Genomic DNA, 14,155 nt, shown 5'->3' on the forward strand with positions numbered 1-14,155 from the left:
TTTGCGCATACTTTCGTCCGGCGGGGGGGCGACTTGAGCGCCAACCGCGGCGGCGCCAGGTTTTTGCCGGTTCTGCACGCCGTTCACGATGCCGGCTCACCTGCCCGTGTCTTCAAGCCGCCTCACCACCCCCCATCCACCGCCTGCCGGTGCGGCTCAAACGCCGCCAGCAAGGCATCCACCAGCGCCCGGGTCTTGGCCGCCAGCAGCGGGCGCGCGGGGAACACGGCGTGAATGTCGGCCGGCGGCAGGGTCCAATCCGGCAGCACCTGCACCAGGGTGCCGGCGCGCAGCAGGGGGGCCACCTCCCACAGCGAGCGCATCAAGATGCCGTGCCCCTCCAGCGCCCAGGCCAGCACGCACTCGCCATCGTTGGCGGCCAGCGGGCCGCGCACCTTCACGGTTTCTGCCTTGCTGCCTTGGCGCAGGTGCCAGTGGCCAAAGATCTCGTCGGCCTCGCGGATGAACAGGCAGGCGTGTTGCGCCAGCTCGCGCGGGGTGGCGGGCGTGCCGGCGCGCTGCAGGTAGGCGGGGGCGGCGCACAGCACGCGCTGGTTGTGCGCCAGCAGCCGGGCGGAGAGGCGGCCGTCGGGCACCTCGCCAAAGCGCACCTGCACATCAAACCCTTCTTCCACCAGGCTCAGGGGCCGCTCGCTCAGGTGCAGCTGCACCTCCACCTGCGGATGCCGCCGGGCAAAGGCTGAGAGCAGGGGCGCGATGTGCCGCCGGCCAAATCCCAGCGTGGCGCTCACCCGCAGCAGGCCTTGCGGCTGGCTGCGTGCACCGGCCACCGTGGCCTCCAGCGCCTGCAGCTCCTCCAGCACCCGGGCGCCGCCGGCCAGGTAGGTTTCGCCCTCAGGCGTCAGGCTGATGCGCCGCGTGGTGCGCAGCAGCAGGCGCACGCCCAGCCGCCGCTCCAGCGCGGCCAGGCGCTTGCTCACCGCCGGGGGCGTCAGCCCCAGTTGCTGGGCCGTGGCCGCCAAGCTGCCCTGGCGCACCAGCAGGCTGAAAAAAGCGAGGTCAGAAAAACCGTCCATGGCTGCACATTCATGAATTCAAAGACACAAAGCGAGTCTTCAGAAAACATTATGTGGACTGTGTTCATCACTAGCATGGGCACACCCGCTGCGCTGAACCCGACCTGAACGCCTCCACCGCCATGACCACCCCGCCCGACGACCTCTTCCCCGGCTTCACCACCCACACCGTGCAGACCGCCCCCGGCGTGCAGATCCATGTGCGCAGCGGCGGGCGGGGCACGCCCCTGCTGCTGCTGCACGGCCACCCGCAAACCCACGCGCTGTGGCACCGTGTGGCGCCAGCCCTGGCCCAGCACCACACCTTGGTGCTGGCCGACCTGCGGGGTTATGGCGACTCGTCCAAGCCCCCGGGTGAGCCTGACCATGCCAACTACAGCAAGCGCGTGATGGCGCAAGACCTGCTGGCCGCGATGCGCGCCCTGGGCCACGAGCGCTTTGACGTGCTGGCCCACGACCGGGGCGCCCGCGTGGCCCACCGCCTGGCGCAAGACCACCCGCGGGCCGTGCGCCGCCTGGCGCTGCTGGACATCGCCCCCACCCTGGCCATGTACCGCCAGACCACCGAGACCTTTGCCCGCGCCTACTGGCACTGGTTCTTCCTCATCCAGCCCGCACCGCTGCCCGAGCGCTTGATTGAGGCCGACCCCGCCGCCTATGTGCGTGACGTGATGGGCCGGCGCAGTGCCGGCCTGGCCCCGTTTGACCCCCGCGCCCTGGCCGCCTACCAGCGCGCCCTGGCCCTGCCCGGCACCGCCCACGGCCTGTGCGAGGACTACCGCGCCAGCGCCGGCATCGACCTGGAACACGACCAGGCCGACCGCGACGCCCACCGCCTGCTGCCCATGCCGCTGCTGGTGCTGTGGGGCCGCGAGGGCGTGGTGCACCGCTGCTTCCAACCGCTGCACGAATGGCGCGCCGTGGCCACCGACGTGCGCGGCCGCGCGCTGGACTGCGGCCACTACATCGCCGAAGAGGCGCCCCAAGCCCTGCTGGACGAGGTGCTGCCCTTCTTTGCCGCCTGAACCTCCCCGCGTCGCCACCCCACCGCCCCATGACCACCACGCCCCGCACCCCCCGCACGCTCTACCAAAAGCTGGTGGACAGCCACACCGTCGCCCGCCTGGACGACGAGAACGTGCTGCTCTTTTGCGACCTGCACCTGATGAACGAATACACCAGCCCGCAGGCCTTTGCCGGGCTGTACGAGCAGGGCCGCGGTGTGCCGCTGCCCGGCCAGAACGTGGCCGTGGTCAGCCACATCATCCCCACCCACCCCACGGCCATTCGCGTGATTGCCGACGCGCCTTCGGCCCTGCAGGCCAGCAACCTCAACAAGAACTGCGAGCACTTCGGCATCCCGCTGTTTGACACCCACGACCCGCTGCAGGGCATTGAGCACGTGGTGGCGCCCGAGCACGGCCTCATCCGCCCCGGCATGGTGGTGATCTGCGGCGACAGCCACACCACCACCTATGGCGCCCTGGGCGCGCTGGGTTTTGGCATTGGCACCACCGAGGTGGAGCATGTGCTGGCCACCCAGACCCTGGCCTACCGCGTGGCCCTGGCCATGCACATCCGCGTGAACGGCCAGCTCGCCACCGGTGTGACCGCCAAAGACCTGATCCTGCACATCATCGGCCGCATCGGCGCCCAGGGCGCGCGCGGCCATGTGGTGGAGTTCAGCGGCCCGGCGATTGACGCGCTCAGCATCGAGGCCCGCTTCACCCTGTGCAACATGGCGGTGGAAGCCGGCGCCCGGGGCGCCCTCATCGCCCCGGATGCCGCCGCCATCGACTACGTGATGGCCCGTGCGCCTGACCTGGCCGCGCACCGCGCCGCCGCCCTGACCGCCTGGCAAGACCTGCGCAGCGACCCCGGCGCCCGCTTTGACACCGAGCACCAGTTCGACGCCAGCGGCCTGGCCCCGCAAATCACCTGGGGCACCAGCCCCGACCAGGTGGCACCCATTGACGGCCACCTGCCGCTGTTGGCTGACCTGGCCGATGGCCCCGAGCGCCAAAGCGCCCGCCGCGCCCTGGCCTACACCGGCCTGGCCGAAGGCGCGCCGCTGGCCGGCACGCCCATCCAGCATGTGTTCATCGGCTCGTGCACCAATGGCCGCATCGAAGACCTGCGCGCCGCCGCCGCCCTGCTGCGCGGCCGCCGCGTGGCCGCCGGCGTGCGCGTGATGGTGGTGCCCGGCAGCGGCGCCGTGCGCGCCGCCGCCGAGGCCGAGGGCCTGGACCGCGTGTTTCTGGACGCCGGCTGCGAATGGCGCCGCCCCGGCTGCTCCATGTGCCTGGCCATGAACGACGACGTGCTCGCCCCCGGCGTGCGCTGCGCCTCCACCACCAACCGCAACTTTGAAGGCCGCCAGGGCCGCGGCGCCATCACCCACCTGATGAGCCCCGCCATGGCGGCTGCCGCCGCCGTCACCGGCCGCCTCACCGACGCCCGCACCCTGGAGATCCTGGCATGAGCGACAGCCTGAACACCGCCGCCGACACCGCACAAATCACCGGCCGCGCCGCCGCCTTGCGCATCGAGAACCTCGACACCGACCAGATCATGCCCAAGCAGTTTCTGCGCGGCATCGACAAATCTGGCCTGAGAGACGGCCTGCTCTACGACCTGCGCTTTGACGCCCAGGGCCAGCCCCGCCCCGACTGCGTGCTCAACCAGCCCGCCGGGGCCGGCGCCGCCATCTTGGTGGGCGGTGCCAACTTTGGCTGCGGCTCCAGCCGCGAGCACGCCGTGTGGGGCCTGCAGCAGTACGGCATCCGCGCCATCGTCGCCCCCAGCTTTGGCGAAATCTTCTACAGCAACGCCATGAACAACCGCCTGCTGCTGGTGATGCTGCCCCCCGCCCACATCGCCCAGCTCATGGACGAGGCCGACGACCCCCACCACACCCCGTTCACCCTGGACGTGGCCACCCAAACCCTGCACAGCGCCACCCTTCAAACCCGCTTTGAGCTGCTGCCCCGCCACCGCCGCATGTTCCTGGAAGGGCTGGACAGCATCGGCCTCTCGCTCACCTACCGTGCGCAGACTGAGGCGTTTGCGCAAGCCCACTGGGCTGCGCAGCCGTGGGTGAAGGATGTGGCGGCGGGGGCGCGGGCGCGCTTGGCCTGATCTGACCCCACCGCGCCTCCGGCGCACTGCCGGTTAGGCATTACATTGGCGGCACACCATTGACGGGATGCCGCCATGCCGCGCTTCAAGGACGAAACCCTTTCCATCCGCACCTCGGCGGACATCAAGCAGCTGTTGCGCCAGGCGGCAGAGCTGGAGCGGCGCTCGGTGGCGTCGATGGTGGAAGTCTTGGTGCTGGAGTACGCCCGGCAGCATGGCCTGCCCACCTCGGCGCCGCTGCCGCCCTCGCGCCGGCCCGCTGCGGCCGCCGGCGGCGTGGCGCCTGCGCAAGGCCCCAGCCCACACCGCCCCAGTCTTTGACCTTTGTCCGCGAGACCGCGCATGAACCCCAACGAACAGCACTTTTTCAACGAGCTGGAAAAAAAGCTCTGGACCGCCGCCGACAAGTTGCGCTCCTCTCTGGACGCCTCGGTCTACAAGCATGTGGTGCTGGGCCTGATCTTTCTGAAGTACGTGTCTGACGCCTTTGAAGAGCGCCAGCGTGAACTGCGCCAGCAGTTCCAAGACCCCGCGCACGACTACTTCATGGACCCCGACGCCTACGGCGGCGCCGGCACCGAAGAGTACGAAGCCAACCTGGCCGCCGAGCTGGAAGTGCGCGACTACTACACCGAGAAAAACGTCTTCTGGGTGCCCTTTGAGGCGCGCTGGCAAACCCTGCGCGACCTGGCCCAACTGCCGCCCGGCGAGGCCTTGCCGTGGAACGCTCCGGGCAAAGACACGCCCGAGAAGATGCGCACCGTGGGCTGGCTGATCGACAACGCCATGGAGGCTGTGGAGCGCGAGAACAGCCGGCTCAAGAACGTGCTGAACAAAGACTTTGCGCGCACCCAGATCGACAGCCACAAGCTGGCCGATTTGATCGCCCACTTTTCAGACACCAACTTCAGCCAGCCCAGCTACAACGGCCAGCCGCTGGACCTGAAGAGCAAAGACATCCTGGGCCATGTGTACGAGTACTTCCTGGGCCAGTTCGCCCTGGCCGAAGGCAAAAAAGGCGGCCAGTACTACACGCCCAAAAGCATCGTCACGCTGATTGTGGAAATGCTGCAGCCCTTCAAAGGCCGGGTGTACGACCCCGCCATGGGCTCGGGTGGCTTTTTTGTGCAGAGCGAAGAATTCATCACCCAGCACGGCAGCGCGCTGGTGCAGGGCAAAGCCGGCCAGATCAGCGTGTACGGCCAAGAAAGCAACCCCACCACCTGGAAGCTGGCCGCCATGAACATGGCCATCCGGGGCCTGGATTTCAACTTTGGCGGCCAACCCGGCGACACCCTGCAAAACGACCTGCACCCCGACCTGCGCGCCGACTACGTGATGGCCAACCCCCCCTTCAACATGAAGGAATGGTGGAACGCCAAGCTGGAGCACGACCCGCGCTGGCTGCCCGGCTGCACCCCGCCCCCCGGCAACGCCAACTTTGCTTGGTTGCAGCACATGCTGCACCACCTGGCCCCCACCGGCAGCATGGCCCTGCTGCTGGCCAATGGCTCGATGAGCAGCAACACCAACAACGAAGGCGAGATTCGGAAAGCTTTGGTGGAGCGCGACTTGGTGGAATGCATGGTGGCGCTGCCCGGCCAGCTCTTCACCAACACGCAAATCCCGGCTTGCATCTGGTTCCTCACCAAAGACAAGGCCAACGGCTTCAACCTGAACAAAAAGAAGCGCGACCGGCGCGGCCAGTTTTTGTTCATCGACGCCCGCCAACTCGGCTACATGAAAGACCGCGTGCTGCGCGACTTCAGGGTGGAAGACATCCAAAAAATCGCCAGCACCTTCCACGCTTGGCAGCATGGCGAGGGCTACGCCGATGCACCGGGCTTTTGCTATTCCGCCTCACTGGATGACATCCGCAAGCACGAGCATGTGCTGACGCCGGGGCGGTATGTGGGCGCCGAAGAGCAGGCAGAAGACGGCGAAGCCTTTGCCGACAAGATGGCACGGCTGACGGCGCAACTGGCGGAGCAGTTTGCTGAGAGTGCGAAGCTGGAGGCGGAGATCAAGAAGAATTTGGCGGGGCTGGGTTATGCAATCTGACTGGCATCAGATAACCCTGGGGGAATTTGTTCGACTCCAGCGGGGGCATGATTTAACCGCAAGCGAACAGCGGCCAGGCCATTTTCCTGTTATGGGATCTGCCGGCCAAAACGGAACCCACTCGGAATTCAAAGCGTTTGGCCCAGGTGTTGTGATTGGGCGAAGTGGCGCATCAATGGGCCGAGTTCATTACTGTGAAACAGACTACTGGCCGCACAACACCTGCCTCTACGTCACAGATTTTCTCGAAAACAATCCGCTCTTTGCCTTCTACAAATTAGCAGAACTTGATCTTGCCAGGTATAACTCCGGCAGTGCCCAACCTTCGCTGAACAGGAACTACATCTACGGCATGCCGTTGTGGATTCCAGGCAGGCACATTCAAGACCGGATCGCCCAAGTGATCCATTCAATTGATAAGAAGATTGACCTCAACCGCCGCATCAACCAAACCCTGGAAGCCATGGCGCAAGCCATCTTCAAATCATGGTTTGTGGATTTCGACCCGGTCAAAGCCAAAATCGCAGCCCTTGCCGAAGGCCGCGACCCGCTGCGCGCCGCGATGAGCGCCATCAGCGGCAAACCCGAAGAAGAACTCGACGCGCTGCCCACTGAAAGCTTCGAGCAACTCGCCGCCACCGCCGCGCTGTTTCCCGATGAGATGGTGGAATCGGCGTTGGGGGAGATTCCGAAGGGGTGGGAAGCGAAGTCGCTTGATTCTGTTGCAAATTATCTGAATGGACTCGCACTTCAGAAATTTCCACCACAGAGCGTGTCCGACTTCTTGCCGGTAATTAAAATTGCACAGTTGCGTGCCGGGCATACTGGTGGTGCTGATAAAGCCGCATCCAAACTAAAACCTGAATATATCGTGTGCGACGGCGATGTGCTTTTTTCTTGGTCGGGATCGTTGGAAGTAGATGTTTGGACTGGAGGTGTCGGCGCTCTTAATCAGCACCTTTTCAAAGTAACATCATCTGTTGTGCCAAAGTGGTTTTACTTGCTAGCAACTAAGCATCATTTAGCCAATTTCCGCGAGATTGCTGCAAACAAGGCGACCACCATGGGTCATATTCAGCGCAAGCACCTTACAGATGCAAGAATCGCGACTCCATCGGCGGATTTTTTTGCTCAAGCAGCAAAATTGATATCGCCTTTGATAGATGAAATTATTTCGATTCGGTTGCAATCGCGAGAATTGACGAAAACGCGGGATGCCCTCCTCCCCAAACTTCTCTCCGGCGAAATCTGCGTTTCAGAAATACCGATGGAGCACGCTAAATAGCCTGTAGCGTCCAAATCGGCAGGGAGAATAAAGATGACCCAACAAGTCACGATTTACACCACACAAGACGGCCAAGCACAACTGACTGTGGCCATGGACAGGGACACCGTTTGGCTCAGCCAAGCACAAATGGGTGAGTTGTTCGATACCACGCCCGAGAACGTCCTCATGCACTTGAAGAACATCTTCAAGGACGAGGAACTGGCCGAGGAAGCAACTGCTAAGGAATTCTTAGTGGTTCGCGACGAAGGCCAGCGCAAGGTGCGCCGCCGCATCAAGCACTACAACCTGGATGCCATTCTTTCGGTGGGCTACCGGGTCAGTTCAAAACGCGCCACCCAGTTCCGCCAATGGGCCACCCGCACCCTGAAAGACCACCTCGTCCAGGGCTACACCCTGCACCAGCAACGCCTGGCCGAACGCGGCATCGATTTTGAACAGGCCCTCAGCCTGCTCTCACGCACGCTGAACCACCAACAACGGGTCAACGCCGAAGGCGCCGCCGTGCTGGCGGTGATTGCCGACTACGCCCGCAGTTGGAGCCTGCTTCAGCAGTACGACGAGCAAAGCATCTCGGCGCTGGCGTTGCCGCTCGTCAGGCTGCATGTGAAAGCGCAAGGGCATCCAAGATGCTGAACGAAACACTCGAAGACCTCGGCCGGTTGCGCGAATCTGTCGCGCTCGAATGCAAGCTCGCGGGTGGCCGTGACGGCAAGGGGGCCCTGCCAGAGGATTTCTGGCCCACCTACAGCGCCATGGCCAATACGGACGGAGGCGTGGTGATCCTGGGCATGCGCGAGCGCAAGGGCCACTTTGAACCCGTGGGCATCGAGAACCCCGACAAGGTGCGCACCGAGCTGTTCAACCACCTCAACAACCGCCAGAAGGTAAGCGCCAACCTGCTGACTGATCAGCAGGTGCGTGAATGGCGTGTGGCGGGCAAGACCTTGCTGGTCGTCGAGATCCCCCGCGCACGCCGGCAGCAGCGCCCGGTGTACCTCACGCCCAATCCCTTGGGCGGCAACACCTACCGGCGCTTGAACGAGGGCGACCGGCCGCTGCCTGACGAAGACGTCAAACGCATGCTGGCCGAGCAGATGGAGGACAGCCGCGACAGCCGCATCCTTCCACTCTTTGGCCTGAAGGATCTGGACGCCGACAGCCTGAAGGCCTACCGCAACATCTTCCGCGCCGACAAACCCGACCACCCCTGGCTGGCTTTGGATGACCAGGGTTTTCTGCGCATGCTGGGGGGCTGGCGGGAAGACCGGGCCACTGGCGAGGCGGGTTTGACGCTGGCCGGGCTGCTGATGTTTGGGCAGTGGATCGCCATCAGCGAGGCCTTGCCGCACTACTTTCTGGACTACCAGGAGCGCCCGGCCGATTACGCCACCAGCGTGCGCTGGCTGGATCGTGTGGTGCCGGATGGCGCTTGGTCGGGCAACGTGTTTGACTTTTACCGCCGGGTGGTCACGCGGCTGACAGCGGATCTGAAAGTGCCGTTCGTGCTGAAAGACGGCGTGCGCCAGGACGACACCCCGGCGCACAAAGCGCTGCGCGAGGCGTTGGTGAACGCGCTGGTGCATGCGGACTTCAGCGGGCGGCTTTCGGTGCTGGTGGTGAAGGAGCCCGCGGGGTTCAGTTTTCGCAATCCGGGCGGCCTGCGGGTGCCGGCTGCGCTGGCCTTGCAAGGCGGCGTGAGCGACTGCCGCAATCGCACGATGCAGCAGATGTTCCTGATGATTGGCCTGGGCGAGCGAGCGGGCTCGGGGATGTCACGCATCCTGCATGGCTGGCAGGACCTGGGGCACACGGTGCGGCTGGTGGAGCTGTTCGAGCCGCAGGAGCATTCGGTGCTGGAGATGCGCTGGGCCGTTGCCGAACTTGCCCCGCCAAGTTCGGTAGAAAGTTCGGTAGAAAGTTCGGTAGAAACCTCCGCAACCCTGTTGGCGCTGCTGGAACAGAACCCCAAGCTGACCTCACCCACTTTGGCCCAACGCTTGGGTCTGACGCCTCGGGCCGTTGAAAAGCAACTGGCCAAGCTCAAGGCGCAGGGCCGACTGCGCCGCGTCGGACCGAACAAGGGTGGCCATTGGGAAGTGCTGGAGCCGTGACATGCTGAACGAACAACAACTTGAAGAACTCTGCCTGGGTTGGTTCCAGGAAACCGGTTGGCACTTTGCCCACGGCCCAGACATTGCCCCCGACAGTGCCGCGCCTGAGCGCACCGACTACCGCCAGGTGGTGCTGCGTGAGCGGCTGCTGGCGGCGCTGGCGCGCATCAACCCGCACCTGCCCCCCGCCGCGCTGGAGCAGGCGGCCCATGCGTTGCAGCGCCTGAGCGAACCCCAGATGGTGGTGCGCAACCGCAGCGCCCACCGCCTGCTGCTGAACGGGGTGATGGTGGAATTTGCGGTGGGCGACGAGAAGAAGACCGATCTGGTGCACTTCATCGACTTTGCGCAGCCCCGCCACAACGACTTTCTGGTGGTGAACCAGTTCACCATCACCGGCACCAAACAGCCGCGCCGGCCGGATGTGATTGCCTTTGTGAACGGCTTGCCGCTGGCCGTGGTGGAGCTGAAGAACCCCGCCAACGAGCAGACCGATGTGTGGGATGCCTTCAACCAACTGCAGACCTACAAGGACGAGATCAGCGACCTGTTCAACAGCAACGCGGCCCTGGTGGTGAGCGACGGCTGGACGGCACGGGTGGGCTCGCTCACCGCCAATGCCGAGCGCATGCTGCCCTGGCGCACCATCGCCCATGAAGACGACCGGCCACGCCTGCAGATGGAGCTGGAAACCGTGGTGCGCGGCTTCTTCCAGCCCGAGCTGTTTTTGGACTACGTGCGGCACTTTGTGCTGTTTGAGCAGGACGGCGACCACATCGTCAAGAAGATCGCGGGCTATCACCAGTTCCATGCCGTGCGCGAGGCGGTGCGCGCCACGGTGATTGCCGCCCAAGATGCCGACAAGGGCCTGTTGGCCGTGCACGAAGAGCGGGCCACCTACGGCAAAGAGGTCCAACCGGGCTCACGCAAAGCCGGGGTGGTGTGGCACACGCAGGGTTCGGGCAAGAGCATCACCATGGCCTGCTACGCCGGCAAACTGCTGCAGCAGCCCGAGATGAAGAACCCCACGCTGGTGGTGGTGACCGACCGTAACGACCTGGACGGCCAGCTGTTTGCCACCTTCAGTGCGGCCGCTGATTTGCTCAAGACCACGCCGGTGCAAGCGGGCGACCGTGATGAGCTGCGCAAGATGCTGGCTTCGCGGGAGGCCGGCGGCATCATCTTCACCACGGTGCAGAAGTTCGCCCTGCTGGAGGGTGAGCAGGCGCACCCGCTGCTCTCGGCCCGCCGCAACATCGTGGTGATTTCAGACGAAGCGCACCGCAGCCAGTACGGCACCAAAGGGCGCCTGGACACCAAGACCGGCCAGTACGTGTTTGGCTATGCCAAGCACCTGCGCGATGCGCTCCAGAACGCCACCTTCATTGGTTTCACCGGCACGCCGATTGCGCTGGAAGACAAAGACACCCGCGCCGTTTTTGGTGACTACGTCAGCATCTACGACATCCAGGATGCGGTGGACGACGGTGCCACCGTGCCCATCTTCTACGAGAGCCGCCTGGCCAAGCTGGATGTGAACCAGGCCGAGATCGACTCGCTCAACGCCCAGGTGGACGAGGTGGTGGAGGATGAAGAAGACATCGCCCACCGCGAGAAAACCAAGAGCGAATGGGCGGCGCTGGAGAAGCTGGTGGGCTCTGAGCCCCGCTTGCAGCAGGTGGCACGCGACCTGATCCAGCACTTTGAGGCGCGCATCTCGGTGGTGGATGGCAAGGCCATGGTCGTGTGCATGAGCCGCGACATCTGCGCGCAGCTCTACAACGCCATCGTGGCGCTGCGGCCCGATTGGCACAGCACCGACCCCGAACAAGGTGCCATCAAGATCATCATGACGGGCTCGGCGGCCGACAAGGCGCTGCTGCAACCGCACCTCTACAGCAAGCAGGTGAAGAAGCGGCTGGAGGCCCGGTTCAAGGATGTGCGCGACCCGCTGAAGCTGGTGATCGTGCGCGACATGTGGCTGACGGGCTTTGATGCCCCGTGCTGCCACACCATGTACATCGACAAGCCCATGAAGGGCCACAACCTGATGCAGGCCATTGCCCGCGTCAACCGGGTGTTCAAGAACAAGCCGGGCGGGCTGGTGGTCGATTACATCGGCATTGCCAACGAGCTGAAGGCGGCCCTGAAGGCCTACACCGACGCCAAGGGCAAAGGCGACCCCACGCACAACGCCGCCGAGGCCCTGGCCGTGCTGCTAGAGAAGATGGACATCGTGCGCGGCCTGATGCACGGCTTTGACTACAGCGCCTATGAAACCCAAGCACTGCCGCTGCTGGTGCCGGCGGCCAACCACCTCCTGGGCCTGAAGGATGGCAAGACCCGCTTTCTGGACACCATGGTGGCGGTGGCCAAGGCGTTTTCGCTGTGCGGCACGCTGGACGAGGCGGGGGCGTTGCGCAAAGAGATTGCTTTCTTCTCGGCCATCAAGGCGGCGATTGCCAAGTTCACCACCGTGGACAAAAAACGCAGCGACGCCGAGAAAAACAGCGCGCTCAAACAGATTTTGGACAACGCCATCATTGCCGACGGTGTGGCCGATGTGTTTGCGCTGGCGGGCTTGGACAAGCCCAACATCGGCCTGCTGTCCGACGAGTTCCTTGAAGATGTGCGCCAGATGAAAAGCCGCAACCTGGCGGTGGAGCTGCTGGAAAAGCTGCTGCGCGATGAAATCAAGGCGCGGGCCCGCCACAACGTGGTGCAGGAGAAAAAGTACGGCGACCGCCTGCTGGAGACCTTGCGCAAGTACCACAACCGGGCGGTGGAGACGGCCCAGGTCATCGAAGAGCTGATCCAGATGGCCAAGGAGTTTCAGGCCACCCTGGAGCGCGAGGCGGCGCTGGGCCTGAGCCCCGACGAAATCGCCTTCTATGACGCCCTGGCCAGCAATGAAAGCGCGGTGCGCGAACTGGGCGACGAGGTGCTGAAGAAGATTGCCGTGGAGGTGACCGAGAAGCTGCGCGCCAGCACCACGGTGGATTGGCAGGTGCGCGAGAGCGTGCGCGCCAAGCTGCGGATTCTGGTGCGGCGCTGCCTGCAGAAATGGAAGTACCCGCCCGACCAGCAACCCCAGGCGGTGGAGTTGGTGCTCCAGCAGGCGGAGGAGTTGTCAGCGCACTGGACGGCCTGAGGCCGCTCTTGGGGGGCGGTGGCGCCTGGCGATGTGGCGGGATGAGGCTTTTGTCATCAATGAAATTAATGAAATGTGATTCCTGAAATACATTGGACTGATGTGTCCGGCCCCGCCACAGTGCCCCCATCGCACCACGCATTTGCCGGAGACACCCCATGGATTTCAGCCACTCGCCCCGTTCGCAAGACCTGCTGGCCCGCCTCAAGGCCTTCATGGCCGAGCACATCTACCCCAACGAGGCGCGCTACGAAGAAGAGGTCAACAGCGGTGAGCGCTGGAAGGTGCTGCCGCTGATCGAGGCGCTCAAGCCCAAGGCCAAGGCCGCCGGGCTGTGGAACCTGTTCCTGCCGGAGTCGGAACTGGGCGCGGGGCTGACCAATGTGGAATATGCCCCGCTGGCCGAGGAGATGGGCCGGGTGATGTGGGCCTCCGAGGTCTTCAATTGCTCCGCACCCGACACCGGCAACATGGAAACCCTGGTGCGCTACGGCACCCCAGAGCAGCAGGCCCAGTGGCTGCAGCCCCTGCTGGCCGGCGAGATGCGCAGCGCCTTTGCCATGACCGAGCCGGCCGTGGCCAGCAGCGATGCCACCAATATCGAGGCGCGCATTGAGCGCGACGGTGACCACTACGTCATCAACGCCCGCAAGTGGTGGACCTCCGGCGCGGCCGACCCGCGTGTGGGCGTGTTCATCCTGATGGGCAAGACCGACCCGAACAACCCCGACCGCCACCGCCAGCAAAGCATGATCCTGGTGCCGCGCCACACGCCGGGCATCCGCATCGTGCGCCACCTCACCGTCTACGGCTACGACGATGCGCCGCACGGCCATGCCGAGGTGGAGTTCACCAACGTGCGCGTGCCGGTGAGCCACCTGCTGCTGGGCGAGGGCCGGGGCTTTGAGATCGCCCAGGGCCGCCTGGGCCCGGGCCGCATTCACCACTGCATGCGCGTGATTGGCTGTGCCGAGCGGGCGCTGGAGAAGATGTGCCGCCGCACCCTCAGCCGCGTGGCCTTTGGCCGCCCGGTGGCCGACCAAACCGTGACCCGCGAGCGCATTGCCAACGCCCGCATCCAGATCAACCAAGCCCGCCTGCTGGTGCTGCACGCCGCCTGGCGCATGGACACCGTGGGCAACAAGGTGGCGGCCAAAGAGATTGCCATGATGAAGGTGGCCGCCGCCAACATGGCGTGCGAGGTGATCGACTGGGCCATTCAGGCCCACGGCGGTGGCGGCATGGACCACGCGATGGGCTTGACCCACCCCTACACCTACGCCCGCAGCCTGCGCCTGGCCGACGGCCCGGACGAGGTGCACCGCAACCACGTGGCCAAGCTCGAACTCTCGGCTTACCGGTGAGCCCC

The 14,155-nt window shown here is 64.7% G+C and carries 11 protein-coding genes; 10 read left to right on the forward strand and 1 reads right to left on the reverse strand.

Going from position 1 to position 14,155, the window contains the following annotated elements; all coding sequences use genetic code 11:
• Nucleotides 1-122 precede the first annotated feature (122 nt).
• Complete coding sequence (locus G3A44_RS18170) at nucleotides 123-1,037, reverse strand: LysR family transcriptional regulator (protein WP_163459175.1); 915 nt, start codon at nucleotides 1,035-1,037, stop codon at nucleotides 123-125.
• A gap of 122 nt (nucleotides 1,038-1,159) precedes the next feature.
• Between G3A44_RS18170 and G3A44_RS18175 the strand changes: the two genes are divergently transcribed.
• From G3A44_RS18175 to G3A44_RS18220, 10 genes are all read left to right on the forward strand, one after another.
• Complete coding sequence (locus tag G3A44_RS18175; protein WP_163459176.1) at nucleotides 1,160-2,062, forward strand: alpha/beta fold hydrolase; 903 nt, start codon at nucleotides 1,160-1,162, stop codon at nucleotides 2,060-2,062.
• A 29-nt stretch (nucleotides 2,063-2,091) separates the two neighbouring features.
• Nucleotides 2,092-3,519 (forward strand): 3-isopropylmalate dehydratase large subunit, encoded by a 1,428-nt coding sequence (gene leuC, locus G3A44_RS18180; protein ID WP_163459177.1) that lies wholly within the window; start codon nucleotides 2,092-2,094, stop codon nucleotides 3,517-3,519.
• Nucleotides 3,516-4,175 carry a 3-isopropylmalate dehydratase small subunit gene (gene leuD, locus G3A44_RS18185; protein WP_163459178.1) on the forward strand — a complete coding sequence of 220 codons (660 nt, stop codon included), beginning with the start codon at nucleotides 3,516-3,518 and terminating at the stop codon, nucleotides 4,173-4,175. Before leuC ends, leuD begins: the two co-directional genes overlap by 4 nt.
• A 75-nt stretch (nucleotides 4,176-4,250) precedes the next feature.
• On the forward strand, nucleotides 4,251-4,496 hold the full coding sequence (locus G3A44_RS18190; protein WP_163459179.1) for a type II toxin -antitoxin system TacA 1-like antitoxin: 246 nt from the start codon (nucleotides 4,251-4,253) through the stop codon (nucleotides 4,494-4,496).
• A gap of 21 nt (nucleotides 4,497-4,517) precedes the next feature.
• Complete coding sequence (locus G3A44_RS18195) at nucleotides 4,518-6,236, forward strand: class I SAM-dependent DNA methyltransferase (RefSeq protein WP_163459180.1); 1,719 nt, start codon at nucleotides 4,518-4,520, stop codon at nucleotides 6,234-6,236.
• A complete protein-coding gene (locus G3A44_RS18200; protein WP_163459181.1) occupies nucleotides 6,226-7,521 on the forward strand; it encodes a restriction endonuclease subunit S in 1,296 nt (431 codons plus the stop codon). The genes G3A44_RS18195 and G3A44_RS18200 overlap by 11 nt, the downstream gene beginning before the upstream one ends.
• A 33-nt stretch (nucleotides 7,522-7,554) precedes the next feature.
• Complete coding sequence (locus tag G3A44_RS18205; RefSeq protein ID WP_163459182.1) at nucleotides 7,555-8,157, forward strand: virulence RhuM family protein; 603 nt, start codon at nucleotides 7,555-7,557, stop codon at nucleotides 8,155-8,157.
• On the forward strand, nucleotides 8,058-9,635 hold the full coding sequence (locus G3A44_RS18210) for a DUF8451 domain-containing protein (protein ID WP_239061953.1): 1,578 nt from the start codon (nucleotides 8,058-8,060) through the stop codon (nucleotides 9,633-9,635). The genes G3A44_RS18205 and G3A44_RS18210 overlap by 100 nt, the downstream gene beginning before the upstream one ends.
• Nucleotide 9,636: 1 nt before the next feature.
• Nucleotides 9,637-12,786: a type I restriction endonuclease subunit R gene (locus G3A44_RS18215; RefSeq protein WP_163459183.1), complete on the forward strand. Its 3,150-nt coding sequence runs from the start codon at nucleotides 9,637-9,639 to the stop codon at nucleotides 12,784-12,786.
• A 158-nt stretch (nucleotides 12,787-12,944) separates the two neighbouring features.
• Nucleotides 12,945-14,150 carry an acyl-CoA dehydrogenase family protein gene (locus tag G3A44_RS18220; RefSeq protein ID WP_163459184.1) on the forward strand — a complete coding sequence of 402 codons (1,206 nt, stop codon included), beginning with the start codon at nucleotides 12,945-12,947 and terminating at the stop codon, nucleotides 14,148-14,150.
• Nucleotides 14,151-14,155 lie beyond the last annotated feature (5 nt).

Source organism: Ideonella livida (assembly GCF_010499455.1).
In the GTDB taxonomy this organism is placed as follows: Bacteria; Pseudomonadota; Gammaproteobacteria; order Burkholderiales; family Burkholderiaceae_C; genus Ideonella; species Ideonella livida.